This window comes from Marinobacter salarius, from assembly GCF_032922745.1.
GTDB lineage: Bacteria > Pseudomonadota > Gammaproteobacteria > Pseudomonadales > Oleiphilaceae > Marinobacter.
Map to the genome: position 1 here is coordinate 2,322,571 of NZ_CP136693.1, position 15,638 is coordinate 2,338,208.

Annotated in this window: 15 protein-coding genes; 11 read left to right on the forward strand and 4 right to left on the reverse strand. The window is 57.1% G+C overall.

Annotated features, from left to right (window positions below; translation table 11 throughout):
- The first annotated feature begins 6 nt into the window (after window positions 1-6).
- Window positions 7-804 carry a transporter substrate-binding domain-containing protein gene (locus R1T46_RS10720; protein ID WP_317305298.1) on the forward strand — a complete coding sequence of 266 codons (798 nt, stop codon included), beginning with the start codon at window positions 7-9 and terminating at the stop codon, window positions 802-804.
- Window positions 805-879: 75 nt separating this feature from the next.
- The gene (locus tag R1T46_RS10725) at window positions 880-2,091 is read left to right on the forward strand and encodes an argininosuccinate synthase (protein WP_036210071.1); all 1,212 of its coding nucleotides are present in this window, start codon (window positions 880-882) and stop codon (window positions 2,089-2,091) included.
- A 202-nt stretch (window positions 2,092-2,293) separates the two neighbouring features.
- On the opposite strand, the gene R1T46_RS10730 is transcribed toward R1T46_RS10725, so the two are convergent.
- The gene (locus R1T46_RS10730) at window positions 2,294-2,449 is read right to left on the reverse strand and encodes a hypothetical protein (RefSeq protein WP_317305300.1); all 156 of its coding nucleotides are present in this window, start codon (window positions 2,447-2,449) and stop codon (window positions 2,294-2,296) included.
- A gap of 282 nt (window positions 2,450-2,731) precedes the next feature.
- Window positions 2,732-3,700: a response regulator gene (locus tag R1T46_RS10735; protein ID WP_317305301.1), complete on the reverse strand. Its 969-nt coding sequence runs from the start codon at window positions 3,698-3,700 to the stop codon at window positions 2,732-2,734.
- Between the two features lie 146 nt (window positions 3,701-3,846).
- Here R1T46_RS10735 and R1T46_RS10740 point away from each other — a divergent pair, with 146 nt between their 5' ends.
- The 3 genes from R1T46_RS10740 to R1T46_RS10750 are packed head-to-tail and all read left to right on the forward strand — an operon-like array spanning window position 3,847 to window position 6,038.
- Window positions 3,847-4,329 carry a YajQ family cyclic di-GMP-binding protein gene (locus R1T46_RS10740; protein WP_269400033.1) on the forward strand — a complete coding sequence of 161 codons (483 nt, stop codon included), beginning with the start codon at window positions 3,847-3,849 and terminating at the stop codon, window positions 4,327-4,329.
- A gap of 39 nt (window positions 4,330-4,368) precedes the next feature.
- Window positions 4,369-5,730, forward strand: coding sequence for an AmpG family muropeptide MFS transporter (locus R1T46_RS10745; RefSeq protein ID WP_410797523.1), 1,362 nt, complete (start codon window positions 4,369-4,371; stop codon window positions 5,728-5,730).
- Window positions 5,727-6,038 (forward strand): MGMT family protein, encoded by a 312-nt coding sequence (locus R1T46_RS10750; RefSeq protein WP_317305302.1) that lies wholly within the window; start codon window positions 5,727-5,729, stop codon window positions 6,036-6,038. Before R1T46_RS10745 ends, R1T46_RS10750 begins: the two co-directional genes overlap by 4 nt.
- A gap of 187 nt (window positions 6,039-6,225) precedes the next feature.
- Here the strand turns inward: R1T46_RS10750 and R1T46_RS10755 are convergent, their stop codons facing one another.
- Window positions 6,226-6,987, reverse strand: a complete 762-nt coding sequence (locus R1T46_RS10755) for an SDR family oxidoreductase (protein WP_317305303.1) — start codon at window positions 6,985-6,987, stop codon at window positions 6,226-6,228.
- Between the two features lie 97 nt (window positions 6,988-7,084).
- Between R1T46_RS10755 and R1T46_RS10760 the strand changes: the two genes are divergently transcribed.
- The 6 genes from R1T46_RS10760 to gspD all read left to right on the forward strand — a co-directional run bounded on the left by R1T46_RS10760 (window position 7,085) and on the right by gspD (window position 13,634).
- The gene (locus R1T46_RS10760; RefSeq protein ID WP_317305304.1) at window positions 7,085-7,672 is read left to right on the forward strand and encodes an FxsA family protein; all 588 of its coding nucleotides are present in this window, start codon (window positions 7,085-7,087) and stop codon (window positions 7,670-7,672) included.
- A gap of 162 nt (window positions 7,673-7,834) precedes the next feature.
- Window positions 7,835-8,122: a co-chaperone GroES gene (gene groES, locus R1T46_RS10765; protein ID WP_007155569.1), complete on the forward strand. Its 288-nt coding sequence runs from the start codon at window positions 7,835-7,837 to the stop codon at window positions 8,120-8,122.
- Between the two features lie 65 nt (window positions 8,123-8,187).
- Entirely contained in the window at window positions 8,188-9,840 is a 1,653-nt protein-coding gene (gene groL, locus R1T46_RS10770; protein WP_292047545.1) for a chaperonin GroEL, read from the forward strand.
- Between the two features lie 166 nt (window positions 9,841-10,006).
- Window positions 10,007-10,801, forward strand: a complete 795-nt coding sequence (gene gspN / locus R1T46_RS10775) for a type II secretion system protein N (protein WP_317305305.1) — start codon at window positions 10,007-10,009, stop codon at window positions 10,799-10,801.
- Window positions 10,802-10,806: 5 nt separating this feature from the next.
- Window positions 10,807-11,649: a type II secretion system protein N gene (locus R1T46_RS10780; protein ID WP_317308298.1), complete on the forward strand. Its 843-nt coding sequence runs from the start codon at window positions 10,807-10,809 to the stop codon at window positions 11,647-11,649.
- Between the two features lie 32 nt (window positions 11,650-11,681).
- Complete coding sequence (gspD, locus tag R1T46_RS10785; protein ID WP_317305306.1) at window positions 11,682-13,634, forward strand: type II secretion system secretin GspD; 1,953 nt, start codon at window positions 11,682-11,684, stop codon at window positions 13,632-13,634.
- A gap of 18 nt (window positions 13,635-13,652) precedes the next feature.
- On the opposite strand, the gene R1T46_RS10790 is transcribed toward gspD, so the two are convergent.
- The gene (locus R1T46_RS10790) at window positions 13,653-15,629 is read right to left on the reverse strand and encodes a M48 family metallopeptidase (protein ID WP_317305307.1); all 1,977 of its coding nucleotides are present in this window, start codon (window positions 15,627-15,629) and stop codon (window positions 13,653-13,655) included.
- Between the last annotated feature and the right edge of the window lie 9 nt (window positions 15,630-15,638).

Consider the following 15,638-nt stretch of genomic DNA (forward strand, 5'->3'; position numbering starts at 1 on the left):
CTTCTATTGAGAATCATCGGATGGTTGCTGATTGCTGTGTCATTGATGCCCTTGTCAGCAGCATCTGCGGCTGAGAGTGAGCACTCTCTGTCGCCTGGCGAAGCGGTTATCTTTTCCATACCGGATGTTTGGCCCTGGGCCTATGAAGACGATGATGGCAAGTTCAGAGGCGGTCTCGTTGAAGTCGCCCACCGGCTTTCCGAAATCTCCGGGGTGCCAATCTCACCCCAGCTAAGGCCTCTGCGCCGTGCGATTGTTGAGCTTCGCTCAGGGCATGCGAATTTCACCATCCTGTTTCAGAGTCCCGATCTGGACAACGAAGCTATCAATGTAGCCACAATCATCCGTGTCAATATATTGCTGGCCGCGATGGCGGATACGGCCTACCCACTTACGCTTGCGGATTTGAAAGGCATGAAAGTGGCCTATATTCGGGGCACGTATCTTGGCGATGCGTTTGAGCGAGACACGGAAGTTGCAAAAGTGCCGGTGAACGCGATCCGCCAGGCGGTTGAGCTGCTTTCGATGGGAAGAATTTCTGCCATACTGGCCAGCGAACACAACCTCCGGCAAACCCTGTCAGCGGAGGGTCTGAGCCCGAGTATGTTGAGGTACTCGGTGCATGTTCCCGAACAAGTGGGTGCGCTCTATATGTCCCGGGTTTCAAGCTTGCCGGACGTGGCCGTTAAGTTTAAGGCCGCCATTGCGACAATGAACGCGAGCGGGGAGCTCAACAGAATTTTCTATGGCGGAGTCGGAGAGCGCAGCGCTTCGCAGAACGACCTTGCCCGCCCCACCCAATAGCCATTCCCCCCGCTGTCCCGTACAATACGCTCCTTATTTTTGATACATCCATTCTGTTCAGTCTGGAGCAAGGGCATGTCTGATATTAAAAAGGTGGTTCTGGCGTATTCCGGTGGCCTGGATACCTCGGTAATCGTTCGCTGGTTGCAGGATACCTATGAGTGTGAGGTGGTGACGTTCACCGCCGACATCGGCCAGGGCGAGGAAGTTGAGCCGGCGCGTGAGAAAGCGAAAGCGCTGGGCGTGAAGGAAATCTACATTGAGGACCTGCGCGAGGAATTCGTTCGTGACTACGTGTTCCCGATGTTCCGCGCCAACACCATCTACGAAGGGGAGTACCTGCTGGGTACCTCTATCGCGCGTCCGCTGATCTCCCGTCGTTTGATTGAGATTGCCAACGAAACCGGTGCGGACGCTATTTCCCACGGTGCTACCGGCAAGGGCAATGATCAGGTCCGTTTCGAGCTGGGCGCTTACGCGCTGAAGCCGGGTGTGAAGGTGATTGCTCCCTGGCGGGAGTGGGATCTGAATTCCCGTGAGAAGCTGCTGGCCTATTGCGACGAGCGCAATATTCCGGTGGAGAAGAAGAAGGGCAAGAGCCCGTACTCCATGGATGCCAACTTGCTGCATATCTCTTATGAAGGCATCAACCTGGAGGACCCCTGGGCGGAAGCCGAGGAAGATATGTGGCGCTGGAGTGTGTCTCCGGAAGCAGCGCCCGACACGCCTTCCTATATCGAAGTGACCTATGAGAAAGGCGATATCGTGGCGATTGATGGCCAGGCCATGAAGCCTCACGAGGTGCTTGAACACCTGAATAAGGTCGCCGGCGAGAACGGGATTGGTCGTCTGGACATTGTTGAGAACCGTTATGTGGGGATGAAATCCCGCGGTTGTTACGAAACTCCGGGCGGCACCATCATGCTGCGCGCCCACCGTGCGATTGAGTCCATCACCCTGGACCGCGAAGTGGCGCACCTGAAAGACAGCATCATGCCGCGTTATGCGGAGGTGATTTACAACGGTTACTGGTGGTCCCCTGAGCGGGAAGCGCTGCAGGCGCTGATCGACCAGACCCAGACTTATGTAAACGGTACCGTGCGCCTGAAGCTCTACAAGGGCAACGTGGATGTGGTTGGCCGTAAGTCTGACGATTCGCTGTTCGATGAGAAAATTGCGACCTTCGAGGAAGACCAGGGCGCCTACGATCAGAAGGATGCTGAAGGCTTTATCAAGCTGAATGCGCTTCGGTTGAGGATTGCGGCTGGCAAGGGCCGCAAGCTTTAAGGTCTGAATCTGTGCCTGACCAAGGCCGGTACAGGTTCCCAGAAAACGCCCGTGAATACATCCATGTAGGGCTCGGTCGCGCCATCCTTGGCGCTCCACGTTTCTGGGAACCTGTACCGGCCTTGGCCGTTCTGGCCTCGAGTTATAGCGCGTTTAATTGACGGAACTCTCCCGGGGTCTTCCCCGTTTCTGCTTTGAACTTTCACTGTTCACCGTTTATACGTCCGTCGTCGGTTTGGAGAACGGATGGCTCAAGTCCTGCTTTGCGGAACAACGCAGAGGTGTCGATGTTACGGGCATCAGCGGCGCGAACGTATTGTCTGAGGGCTGCTACGGAGGCGGTTCCGAGGGTCTTCATGGTTACGGCAACGTCTTGGGGTTATTGTTGCCATCAGTATAACGGAAGCTGAAAAGAAAAAAGCCAGCTAAGAAGCTGGCTTAAAAACAAGGAAAGAACGAAAGTGCCTGAAAAATTCGTTACTTCTGTGGACTTTCCCCATTTGGCGGCGGAGGTACTACTCGGCTCCTCCGCCATGGGGGATACTGCTTAAATCCACAATTGCAGAATAGGGCTTTCGCTCATGGAAGTCTGTTTGTGATGTGTGTCGCAGTGTTACGTAGCGTAATCCGACACTCCACGTCAGGTTTTCTCCAGCTCCGGTCTCGTCTCGGTAAACCGCCGGGTCTCATACGCATCCACCAAGCCCTGAACCGCCGCACGCTCCATCTCCTGGACCGAGGGGGTGCCGTTTTGGGCATCCGCACTGCAAAGCACTATCCCCGCTTCAACGGAAATATAACCGGCAGTGGTCTTCAGGGCTTTATGGTTGATGCCGTCAAATACGCGGCGAAAGGCTGTTGTGGAGCAATGGTCGCTGTTTGGGAAGTGGGCAATGATTGCGTACTGGTTGTCGCCCACGCGGCACAGGGAATCCATGGGCCGGATCAGGTTGCTTAGGCGTCGGGCGATGCCAACGGCCAGCTCACTCATCACCGAGGGCGCATGCTTGCGCTTGAGTTCCTGCCAGTTACGGATGCCACACAGCACATAGGCAGAGGCGCCGCCACGGGACTCTGCCTGCCGCAGACATTTGCCCAGCTTGTTCCGGGCATAGCGGTTATTGCAGAGACCTGTTTCAAGATCAATGATGTTGCTGCTTTCCAGTTCGCGGTTGTTCTCAATCAACAGGGAATTGGCGCGCAAAAGGGTGTTCTGGCGGTCCGCCATGCGGTCGGCCGCGAAAATTCGTGGAATCAGCTGCTTGGTCATGTCCGACTTGTAGATAAAGTCGTCGACGCCACGGTCGAATGCTTCTGACAGGGCCTCCACACTCTCCCGGGCGGTGAGCAGGATCACGTAGGTATAGTGGTTGTTCTGCTCATCCTGCTGGCGAACCTGATCGGTCAGTTCCAGCCCGTCCATCTCCGGCATCAGCCAGTCGGCAATCAACACACTGACCGGGCGCTGGTCGATAAATTCAAGCGCGGCAGGGGCATTGTTGGCGATTCGTACGTCGCGGTACCCTGCATTACGGAGGGTTCGACCTACCACCATGCTGCTGAATTTGGCATCGTCTACCACGAGGATGGGAAGATCAAGATTCGGCATTGTTATCTACTACTCACCAGTCCATTGTCAGATGCGGTGCCGGCCCGGTCTTGGTATGCTTTGGCACCTTGCGCAATCAGAAGGGCACCAGTATAGCGTTTTGTGCGTGCCCTGACGTGGATAATTGTAAAAAGTGAGAACACATCATGCCCTCTTTTGACATTGTTTCTGAAATCGACATGCACGAAGTGACCAACGCCGTGGACCAGGCCAAGCGCGAGCTGGGCAATCGCTGGGACTTCAAGAACGTGGACGCGGACATCGAACTGGACGACAAAGGCATCACCGTCAGCGCGGAGCAGGAATTCCAGTTGGAGCAGTTAATGGACATGCTGCGAATGGCCTTCGCCAAGCGCAATATCGATTCCCGGGCGCTGTCTGAAGACGGCGAGAGCAAAGCCGGCAAGCTGGTCAAACAGCACCTGCAATTGAAGCAGGGGATCGAAACCGACATGGCCAAGAAGATCGTCAAGATGATCAAGGACGGCAAGCTCAAAGTGCAGGCCAGCATTGAAGGTGACAAGGTGCGGGTGAAAGGGAAAAAACGCGACGACCTGCAGACAGCCATCGCCTTGCTGAAGGAAGCGGAACTGGATATCCCGCTGCAGTTCAACAATTTCCGCGACTGAACCGGGAGCAATACCATCTTATCCGGCAACACCCTGGCACTGCTCAAGGAAACTCTCCACACCTACACGCGCTGGCAGGTTGTCGCGTTGTTGTTTCTCGGTTTTTCGGCCGGCCTGCCATTTCTGCTGGTGTTTTCCACGCTGAACGCAAGGTTGGCGGATGTAGGGGTGGAAACGGCCACCATCGGTTTTTTCAGTTGGCTGGGTATAACCTATTCCATCAAGGTGTTCTGGGCACCGGTGGTAGACCGATTGAAATTGCCACTTCTCGACAGGCTTTTGGGCAAGCGCCGGAGTTGGATATTATTGGCCCAGGCGGGCATCGCAACGGGCCTGTACCTCATGGCCCACGTGGACGCCACCGTGGCCCCGGAGATGATGGCATTCTGCGGTTTGCTGGTGGCTTTTTCATCGGCCACCCAGGATGTGGCCATTGACGCCTACCGGATCGAAATCGCAGAAGAGCGCCTGCAGGCCGCGCTGGCGGCCACCTACATCTTCGGCTACCGGCTGGCTTTGCTGGTCGCCGGGGCCGGAGCCTTGTATCTTGCGGAATTCTGGTCCTGGCAGGTGTCTTACGAAGTCATGGCGCTGCTCGTTGGCGTGGGTATGGCGACGGTACTGATCGTACGTGAGCCTGGGGTCAATCACTTTGCCGCCGCTCAGGACATCGCCGAAAAGATCGAGCACGAAGCCAGCAAACGAACCCATCTGAACCCGCGCCTGGCCAGGTTTGTGGGTTGGTTCTATGCCGCCATCGCCGGACCGTTTCTGGATTTTTTTCGCCGCTACAAAGAGCTGGCAATCCTGATACTGGTCATGGTCGCGGTGTACCGCATTTCTGACATTGCCATGGGGGTTATGGCCAACCCTTTTTACCTGGACTTCATGGGCTTCTCCAAAACCCAGGTGGCCGACGTCACCAAAATCTTCGGCTTCTTCATGACCATCGCCGGTTCGCTGGTGGGCGGCGTTCTCGTAGTTCGATACGGTGTGCGTCGCATCCTGCTGGCCGGCGCCATCATGACCGCAGCCACTAACCTGCTGTTTGTCGTTCTGGCGCAATACCCGCCCAACATCGCCACATTGGCACTGGTGGTTAGCGCCGATAATCTCAGTGGTGGCATCGCCAATGTGGCATTGATAGCGTGGCTGTCCAGCATGACCAGCGCGGCCTTCACCGCCACCCAATACGCCCTGTTCAGCTCCCTGATGACACTGCCCGGAAAATTCATCGGTGGCTTCTCCGGCATCGTCGTGGCCGGATTCGGTTACGCGGAATTTTTCCTGGTCGCCGGCATAATGGGCGTTCCCGCCATACTGCTGGCCATATACATGATGCGCAAAGGCGAACGCCTGGACGCCCTGGCACCGCGGAACGAAGCTGTCGAGTCGTCATGACCGAACCCACCAAAGACCAAAAAATCTGGCAAGTTGTCGCCGCCATCCCCGTCGGCCGGGTCGCCAGCTACGGCCAGGTTGCCAATATGGCTGGTCTGGGCCGACAGGCGCGTTACATTGGCAAGGCCCTGGGTAAGCTGCCTGAAGGGCACGCCATTCCCTGGTACCGCGTGATCCGCAGCAACGGGCAGATTGCGTTTCCGATTGGGAGTGAGGCATTTGAGGTGCAGGCGCAGAGTTTGCGGGAGGAGGGAGTTGTGGTTGTTGATGGCAGGATTTCGATGAAGCAATTCCAGTGGCGCCCGTAACTTCTAGCGTGGTGTAGCTTGGAGTCACGTAGCGATCCCACCAGAAGTCCAGTCGGGCAGGGGGTGATGCCAAATTTTTCTGCCAGAAAAAGATGTTTGAGCAAAGCGAGTTCTTTTTCAAAGAAAAATTTGGCATCACCCCCTAGCCAGCCCCCAATCCCTCCAGGCTAGGGACGCAAGTCAAACGCTAAAGTCGAAGCGCCCCATCAACCTCAATCATCCGCCCCGACATATAGTCATTCTCAAAAATAAACGCCGCCGCAGACGCAATTTCCTCCGGCTTACCCATACGCTTCAAGGGAATACCAGCGGTCATCTTCTCAAGGGCCTCCGGTTTCATCGAAGCCGTCATCTCAGTCTCGATAAAGCCAGGCGCAATCCCCATGCACCGAATGCCATAACGGGCAAGCTCCTTGGCCCACACCGGCACCAACGCCGAAACCCCCGCCTTGGCAGCGGAATAATTGCTCTGGCCCATATTCCCGGCACGGGAAATCGAAGCAATATTGATAATCGCACCCTGATCGCCATTCTTGATCATCTGCGTGGACGCCTCGCGGCCGCACAGGAAAACCCCCGTCAGATTTACATCGATCACCGACTGCCACTGAGACAGCTCCATGCGCTTCTCCACCTGGCCGTCCTTAACCTTCACCATCAGCCCATCCCGAAGGATACCCGCGTTGTTAATCAACCCGTTAAGCTGACCAAAATCCGCCACGATGGCCTCAAACGTCTTCTCAACATCTTCTTCTTTGGCAACGTTGCAAACATAGATTCTGGCGTCTCCCCCAGCTTTTTTACAGGAAGCTGCAGCTTCCTCCAGCTTCTCCGGCATCAGGTCAATCAGCGCCAGGCGTGCGCCTCTTGCGGCCAGGTATTCAGCCATGGCTCGGCCCAGTCCCTGGCCGCCACCGGTAATCGCAATCACGGAATCTTGAAGTTTCATGTTTTGCCCTAAAGTTAACCATTAGCGAAAGCGGCGAGTATATCAGAGGTTTTTACGGTCGCAGCAACCAGACTACTGTTCACTCCGGGAGGCTCATTTGGGCATTTTTCTGTTTCTATTCATTGTTATGCCCATCGTCGAAATGACGATTCTAATCAAAGTCGGCACCATGATTGGCGCCCTGAACACCATTGGCCTCGTTCTCTTGACGGCCATCATTGGTGCCGCCCTGCTGCGGCAACAAGGGTTGGCAACCCTGCTGAAGGCCAATCAGCGCCTCAATAGTGGGGAGTTGCCGGCCAAGGAAGTGGCGGAAGGCCTGATCCTGGCCGTAGGCGGTGCCTTGCTACTGACACCGGGGTTCGTCACTGACACCGTAGGTTTCCTTTGTCTGATTCCCGGTACCCGCCACTGGTTCGCTGCCCAGGCCCTGAAACGGATGGTGGTGGCCGGCCAATCCGGCGGCTTCACATTTACCGGAGGCCAGCAAGGGCCTTTCCAGGGGCAGGGACCCTTTGGGGGTAACGAAGGGCCGTTCGGGCGTCAAAGTCCTTTCGACAGGAACGATGACATTATTGAAGGGGAATACCGCGACGAAACCGAGCGAGACTACGATCGCCTGAACCGGAACACCGATGGCCGAGCGGGTAGTGATCAGGAGGATGATCGACCGAAAAAAAACTGAAAAATTTTTTCGGCGAAGTGTTGAAAACGCACCGGCCACCCCCACATAGGATTCACAAGTTCGCTGCGGGCTAATAACCGCTGTAAAACAGTTGGTTAAAGGCTCCGGCTTTTAACGCAACCATCATTGCCAAACCTAACCTGACATTGGAGATATCGAGCAATGAAAATTCGTCCGCTACACGATCGTGTTGTCGTGCGCCGTAAGGAAGAAGAAGAGAAAACAGCTGGTGGCATCGTGCTGCCGGGTAATGCCAAAGAGAAGCCGTCCCAGGGCGAAGTTATCGCCGTAGGCAATGGCCGTATTCTCGACAATGGCGAAACCCGTGCGCTGGCGGTAAAGGTGGGTGACACCGTAGTCTTTGGCCAGTATGCCGGTAACACCGTAAAGGTTGATGGCGAAGACCTGCTCATCATGAGCGAAAACGACATTTTCGGCGTTCTCGAGTAAGCGCTCGGTTACGCAGCAATCCGATTGAACGATTGAATTGGGTTTAACGAACAGGAATAGATGACATGGCAGCAAAAGACGTTAGATTCGGTGACAGCGCCCGTAAACGCATGGTTCAGGGTGTCAACATCCTGGCGGACGCAGTTAAGGTAACCTTGGGCCCGAAAGGCCGTAACGTGGTTCTGGACAAGTCCTTTGGCGCACCAACCGTCACCAAGGACGGCGTATCCGTCGCCAAGGAAATCGAGCTGAAAGACAAGTTCGAGAACATGGGTGCCCAGATGGTCAAGGAAGTTGCTTCCCAGACCAACGACACTGCTGGTGACGGCACCACCACTGCGACCGTTCTGGCGCAGGCGATCGTAAGGGAAGGCATCAAGGCCGTGACCGCCGGCATGAATCCGATGGATCTCAAGCGTGGCATCGACAAGGCGACCACCGTTGCCGTCCAGGCCATCCGCGACCTGTCCAAGCCTTGCGACGATAGCCGCAATATTGCCCAGGTAGGCACTATCTCTGCCAACGGCGACGAGACTATCGGTCAGCTGATCGCAGACGCGATGGAGAAGGTTGGCAAGGAAGGCGTCATCACCGTTGAGGAAGGTCGTGGCCTGGAAGACGAGCTGGACGTAGTGGAAGGTATGCAGTTCGACCGTGGCTTCCTGTCTCCGTACTTCATCAACAACCAGGAAAACATGTCCACCGAACTGGATGACCCGTACATCCTGCTGGTTGACAAGAAGATCTCCAACATTCGTGAGCTTCTGCCGGTTCTGGAATCTGTGGCCAAGGCTGGTAAGCCTTTGCAGATCATTGCCGAAGACATCGAAGGTGAAGCGCTGGCGACTCTGGTCGTGAACAACATGCGCGGCATTGTGAAAGTAAATGCTGTGAAGGCGCCCGGCTTCGGCGACCGTCGCAAGGAAATGCTGCAGGACATCGCTATCCTGACCGGCGGCACTGTTATTTCCGAAGAAGTCGGCCTGTCTCTGGAAAACACCTCCATTGATGACCTGGGCACTGCCAAGCGTGTCAACGTCACCAAGGAAAACACCACCATTATTGGCGGTGCTGGTGCCCAGGGTGATATCGAAGCCCGCGTTGAGCAGATCCGCAAGCAGATCGAAGACAGCTCTTCCGACTACGACAAGGAAAAGCTCCAGGAGCGCGTGGCCAAGCTGGCTGGCGGTGTAGCCGTCATCAAGGTAGGCGCCGGTTCCGAAGTGGAAATGAAAGAGAAGAAGGCCCGCGTTGAAGACGCTCTGCACTCTACCCGCGCTGCGGTTGAAGAGGGCATTGTGCCAGGCGGCGGTGTTACCCTGATCCGTGCCATTGCGGCACTGGACAAGGTGGATGCCATCAACGAAGAGCAGAAGGCTGGTGTGAACATCCTGCGCCGTGCCATGGAAGCTCCGCTGCGCCAGATCGTGACCAACGCCGGTGGCGAAGCCTCCGTTGTGGTGAACAAGATTCTGGAAGGCGAAGGTTCCTTCGGCTACAACGCGTCTACCGAAGCGTTCGGTGACATGCTCGAAATGGGTATCCTTGATCCCGCCAAAGTGACCCGCTCTGCGCTGCAGGCCGCCGCTTCCGTGGCTTCCCTGATCATCACCACCGAGGCGATGATTGCGGATGAGCCGGAAGAAGAAGGTGCCGGCGGCGGTATGCCGGACATGGGTGGTATGGGCGGAATGGGAGGTATGGGCGGCATGATGTAATGCCAGCCTGACCCGGACCAATTCTCAGTTGTTGAGAAATGGCCCCATAAACCCGAAAAACCCCGCGTTGGTTCACACCGACGCGGGGTTTTTTGTTTTTTTGTCATGAACTTGCGAAATGGCTTTGCTAGACTCGGCAACCGGCCATTCATCTTTGTGACACTGTATGAGCGAAACCCCTGCAAAAGCCTTTCTCAGACCCGGCAAGATGTTACTGCTGGCCTTTGCCGGGGTGCTGATTTATCTGCTGGCGCTGGTGGTTTTTGTGCCGGCTGGATGGCTTTGGCATCAGGCGTCTGCCTATGTTGCTCTTCCACCGGAAGTTCAGGTCAGTCAGGTGTCTGGTAGAGTCTGGTCGGGCGCGGCCGGTGTGGTGGTTGCCGGTTACCCTCTGAGGCTTGAGTGGCAGTTGGGCGCGCCATCTGTTTCGGGATTATCGCTACCTGTCGACTTTTCACTGTCGTCGTCACAGTCTTCCGTGGGTGGCAATGTTAGTCTCGGTTGGCAAGGGGCAGGCACCCTGAACGCCAGTGGTGATCTGGCGGTGGTTGAATTTGAGGACCTGATCCGACGCAGCGGTGGGGCGGTTATTGAAGGCGACGTCACCATTGATCGATTGGTGTTGTCCTGGCAGGACAACCGTGTGACCCAGGCAGATGGTGTGGGTCGTTGGGCAGGAGGCCAGGTGACCTGGCCCATGGGGAATAACGTTGGCCAGGCGGATTTCCCGCCCATGCGGGCGACGATGGACAGTACGGCCGATGGTATTGCGCTGGTCGTTTCAGAGCAGGGTGGGGGTGGCCCGGCAGCCGATGCCGAGATCCGCTGGAACGGCATGATGGAGTTGCGAGTTTATAAACGCATGATCGACCTGGCGGACCAGCCCTGGCCGGCTTCAGCAAGCCCCAGTGATGTCGTGTTCAGGGTCAAACAGCCGTTAATCCCGGGAGGTGCGTTGTGACGGCGATGGCGGCTGTAGCTGGTAGTCGGCGACTTCCCCGGTTGCTGGCCAATTTGTTACTGGTGGGTCTCGTGGTTTATGTTGCGCTGGTACTGGCGCAAACAACATGGCTCATCGCCTGGGACGACCGCCCGGTGGCCATGGCACCCGCCCTGGACAGCAGAGCGACTGTTTCAGGTGGCGGCCGATTACAGCCACTGGCAGCCCATCAGGTGTTTGGCAGGGCAGAGGAACAACCCCGTGTCGCGGAGGTGGTGCGTCGGTCGGCACCGGAAACCAGGCTTAACCTCAGGCTTGAAGGTGTGCTGGTAGCAGAGCGCCCGGAAGACTCGGGTGCTATAGTTGCGGGAAGCAATGGCGTAACAGAGCACTATCGTGTGGGGGACGTTTTACCCGGTAACGCGGAACTGGCGGAAGTGGAGCCGGGCCGGGTGCTGATTCGCAGGAATGGGCAATACGAAACCCTGACGTTTGAAGAACAACTTTCTACGGGCCTGGTTGAGGGCGTGGAGGAACGTTCGGCGTCCTCGCCAGAGCAATTCCTGAGTGAGGCACGTGAACAGCTTGGATCCCAGGGGGTTGCGGCGCTTGCACCATACGGACTGAGTCCGACAGGAGAGGGCGGCACTTCCGGTTATGTGTACGATGGTTCCAGTGCCATGCTCAATGCCGTCAATCTCCAGGCCGGAGATGTGATTACCGCTGTTAACGGGCAGCGCCTGGGCGACCTTGAGCAAGATATGATGCTTTTTGAGAATTGGCGGTCTGAGCCGCAACTGGAAATAGAAATCGAACGGGACGGATCCATTCTGACCGTAAGCTATGCCATACCTGAACAGTGGCGATGAACGGATTTAACGATACAGGACAATAACGCCAGATGCTTAACCACAGATCCAAACTATTCCGGGCCTTTATTCTGGCCCTGCTGATGCCCCTGATGTCTGTAGCTTACGGGCAGGAAACGGAAACCTGGCGACTGAACCTCAAGGACGCGGACATTCGCGCCTTTGTGACCCAAGTGGCGGATATCACCGGCTACAGCTTTGTCGTGGATCCACGGGTGAAGGGTAAGGTGACCGTCCTGTCCAGCGCCCCCATGAACAAGGACGAGATTTACGATCTGTTCCTGGCTGTGTTGCAGGTGCATGGCTTCACCGCGATTCCCGGTGAAGAAGTGATCAAGGTGGTTCAGCAAGTGGACGCAAAGCAATCCGCTGAGTCGCTGGAGCGGTTTACGGAGGTACCCTCAGAGCAGCTGATCACCCGCGTTATCCAGATCGATAACGCCAATGCCCTTGAACTGGTGCCCATCCTGCGGCCGCTCGTGGCCAAGTATGGCCACCTGGCGGGTGTGGCGGCTGCCAACGCGCTGATCGTCAGCGACCACTCTTCCAATATCCGGCGCATCGAACAGATTGTGAGAGAGCTCGACAGCCCGTCCAAATACGAGGTGGAAGTGATCCAGCTTGAAGAGGCCTGGGTGGGTGATATGGTCGAGTTGCTGCAGGAACTGGCCCCGGCGGAATTGGGCCAGGGTGGTGGCGATAATGCCGCTCGCAAGTACAGCGTAACGGCCGATGAACGCAGCAACCGGCTTATCCTTAGGGGTGATGAAACCTTCCGTGACAAGATGCGGGAGCTGATCAGGAAGCTGGACCAGCCCTCAGCCACAGGTGGCACGACCAAGGTCATTCGCCTGAGCCATGCCGACGCGGAGAATCTTACTGAAATTCTCAAGGGCGTGATGGGGGAAGTCGCCAAAGAATCGACCGGTGGTGCAGGTGGCAGCAGCGGAGGTTCGGGAAGTGGACGTAACACCAACTTTTCGGTATTCGCAGATGAAGGGCTGAATGCCCTGGTCGTGCGTGGCGAGCCGTCAATGATGCAGGAAGCCGAGATGATCGTTCAGGCGCTTGACGTGCGCCGGGCTCAGGTGATGATTGAGGCAGCCATTGTCGAGATCAGCGATGAGCTGGGGCAGGACCTGGGCGTTCAATTTGCGCTTGGCAGCGAATCTAGTGGTTCTACACCGGTAGCCGGCTCTAACTTTGAGAACGTCGGCAACAGCCTTGGCGACGTTCTCGGCGCGATTCTATCCGAGTCGCTTATTGAACCTGCTGCCGGCGGTATCACTATTGGCGCCGGTCAGCGTAACGAGGATGGCGTGTCCTGGGGTGTCCTGTTGCAGGCGTTGTCGACCTCGGCGGCGGCAAATCTGCTGTCCACTCCCAGTATCATTACCCTGGATAATCAGGAATCCGAAATCATCGTTGGCCAGAACGTACCCTTCCGGACCGGCCAGTCCACAGTGACCGGCGATGGAACCACCAATCCGTTTACTACCATTGAGCGTCGCGATATCGGCTTGACCTTGAAAGTCACGCCGACCATCAGTGCCGACGGTCTGGTGCGCCTGGTGGTGGAACAATCCACGGAAAGTATCGGTGACAGTATTGAAGCCGCCTCGGACATTATTACCAACAAGCGGGAAATCAAGACTACTGTCCTGGCGGATGATGGCGAGACCATCGTTCTGGGTGGCCTGACGACCGATGACTTGCAGGTGAACAAAAGCAAGGTTCCCCTACTGGGCGACATCCCAGTGTTGGGCCGTCTGTTTTCCTCTGAATCCGAGCGCCGGGTGAAGCGCAATCTCCTGGTGTTCCTGCGCCCGAAGATCATGCTTGGCAAGGCCGACGCCGTTGCCGCCACGGATGAGAAATTCCAGAGCTTATGGGAAATCAATCTCGGTGTGCGCAAGAAGCTGGGACTGCCGGACCCCGAAAGGCCGCCCACGAAAGACTCCCTGTTCCGGCCCCAGTCTAACTGATCGCCCAAGAGGTTGATCTCAGGCCGCCAGTGGCGGCATCGGGCAGTCCAGTTGATCCGCCACCAGGCGGATCAACTCGTATTCCGTGGTCTTGATCTCTCCATCTGCAACCACGCAATGACCGCAGGCATCGAGAATGGCGGGCTTTAGCAGTGGCGACAGGGTGTTCAGCACCAACAGCGCATCGCGCAGATGCTTGATGGATACCGTCTCCAGAAGCTCTGCTTGCTCCCGCCCGGCGGTAAAACCCGCCATCGCCTCAGCGAACAGGCCCTGGCTGTCGATGCCCTGTTGAGCACCGGCCCGTGCCATCAGGCTGAACAACACTCGCAGTTGGCCGGTTACTGTCCGGTAGCCGCGGTGGCGTACCGGAACCACGCGAGCCGAGTCTCCCGCAAGGTGGCGGCGAAGAAAGGTATGCATGGCCAGTTCATAGAGGCTCAGACGGTTGTCTGCCCTGATCAATACCTCCGTACACGACATTAACTGGCTGCGCTCTTCGGGGTCGAGCTTTCTGAGGGCGGGCATGGCCAGTTCCAGCGCCGGAAATCGTATTGCGTCGCCCAGTGTGGTAAGGGCGGGCAGCAGCTTGTGCAACAGGTCGGCGTTGGGCGCAAAGAGGGAGTCGGCGGTGACCAGCGCCAACCGCTTCTGTTGTAAAGGCTCAGGAAGCTGATAAATCAGCAGCGCATAGCACAGCTGAATGGCGCCGGCCCGGGTATAGAGCAAGTTGCGAAACGTTGAAGGCAGCCGGTTGAGGAGGTCCACGGCATAGTCTTCGCTGCGTTTGTTCACGGTACCCACTGAGGTCGAGAGATTCTCCGGTAGCCGGGTATTCAGGGGCGATGTTGCTGCGCCTGTTCCACCCGCGCTGAAGCCGGAAGCCGCACCGTGGGCCGTTGCTGCACTGGCTACGGAGGGTTGGGGAGAGCCCGCGGATCGAAGTGCGTTTGCGGGCTCGCTGTCTCTCAACCGGCTGCGAAGGCGGGCAAACATGCCCGGCTGGATGGCTTCGATGCGCTCCTGCACCGGGGGGTGGGACGCCAGCAATGCCGCGAACTTCATACGTGCGCTTTCGCCAAAACACATGTGGTTCATGTCACTGGCATGGCTGGTGGTGTCCAGGTAGCCTCCTTTTAGCCCAATCTTGAACAGCGCGCCGGCAATGCCCTCGGGGTTACGAGTAAACTGTACCGAGGAGGCATCGGCCAGCATTTCCCGCTGTCGCGATACTGCGGACTGGATCAATCTTCCGAAGAATACGCCCACATAACCAATGACCAGCAGCGCCACGCCTACCAGCCCGAAAACCGCCTGGCCTTTCCGGTCACGAGATGAGTGGCTGGATACATGGGAGCGGTGGAAAGATGCCCTGAGCAGGAAGGCGCCAATCTGTCCGATCATCAGGATGCCGGCCAGGATGGCGATCAAACGTACGTTCAGGCGCATATCGCCGTTTAGGACGTGGCTGAACTCGTGGCCAACCACACCCTGGAGCTCGTCACCGGTGAGTTGTGTCAAGGCCCCATGGGTAACCACCATAACGGCCTCACCGGGCGTATAGCCTGCCACAAAGGCGTTGATGCCGGTTTCGTGATCCATCACATAGAGGTCTGGCACGCTGATGCCGCTGGCGATGGACATTTCTTCCACAATATTACGCAGCCTGCGCTCGTCGGTGTCCTTTGTGGCCGGGTCAATGGCGCGCGCTCCCACCATTTTTGCGACCCGCTCGCCACCACCGGACAGGTCCGCCCAGCGGATCAGGGAGCCAACACCAATCAGGGCAACGACTGCTGCGGCCGTATACAGTCCATGGCGGCTTAACAACCAGTCGGCGAAGGCCAGTCCCGTGAACTCGCTGCGGGTTACCAGGTAACCCACCAGGCACACGGATAGCGTGATGATCACCACGGCCGCCAGAAACAGGACCACCAGAAGGCCGGTGTTCCGACGGGCGCTGGCCTGGCGCTGGAAAAATCCGGGATGTGCCATGACTATCGG

Coding starts and splice junctions, on each gene's coding strand:
- R1T46_RS10725 (WP_036210071.1), top strand. CDS start 880: ATGTCTGATATTAAAAAGGTGGTTCTGGCGTATTCCGGTGGCCTGGAT.
- R1T46_RS10755 (WP_317305303.1), bottom strand. CDS start 6,987: ATGAAACTTCAAGATTCCGTGATTGCGATTACCGGTGGCGGCCAGGGA.
- gspN (WP_317305305.1), top strand. CDS start 10,007: ATGAGCGAAACCCCTGCAAAAGCCTTTCTCAGACCCGGCAAGATGTTA.
- R1T46_RS10790 (WP_317305307.1), bottom strand. CDS start 15,629: ATGGCACATCCCGGATTTTTCCAGCGCCAGGCCAGCGCCCGTCGGAAC.
- R1T46_RS10730 (WP_317305300.1), bottom strand. CDS start 2,449: ATGAAGACCCTCGGAACCGCCTCCGTAGCAGCCCTCAGACAATACGTT.
- groES (WP_007155569.1), top strand. CDS start 7,835: ATGAAAATTCGTCCGCTACACGATCGTGTTGTCGTGCGCCGTAAGGAA.
- groL (WP_292047545.1), top strand. CDS start 8,188: ATGGCAGCAAAAGACGTTAGATTCGGTGACAGCGCCCGTAAACGCATG.
- R1T46_RS10750 (WP_317305302.1), top strand. CDS start 5,727: ATGACCGAACCCACCAAAGACCAAAAAATCTGGCAAGTTGTCGCCGCC.
- R1T46_RS10735 (WP_317305301.1), bottom strand. CDS start 3,700: ATGCCGAATCTTGATCTTCCCATCCTCGTGGTAGACGATGCCAAATTC.
- R1T46_RS10780 (WP_317308298.1), top strand. CDS start 10,807: ATGGCGGCTGTAGCTGGTAGTCGGCGACTTCCCCGGTTGCTGGCCAAT.
- gspD (WP_317305306.1), top strand. CDS start 11,682: ATGCTTAACCACAGATCCAAACTATTCCGGGCCTTTATTCTGGCCCTG.
- R1T46_RS10740 (WP_269400033.1), top strand. CDS start 3,847: ATGCCCTCTTTTGACATTGTTTCTGAAATCGACATGCACGAAGTGACC.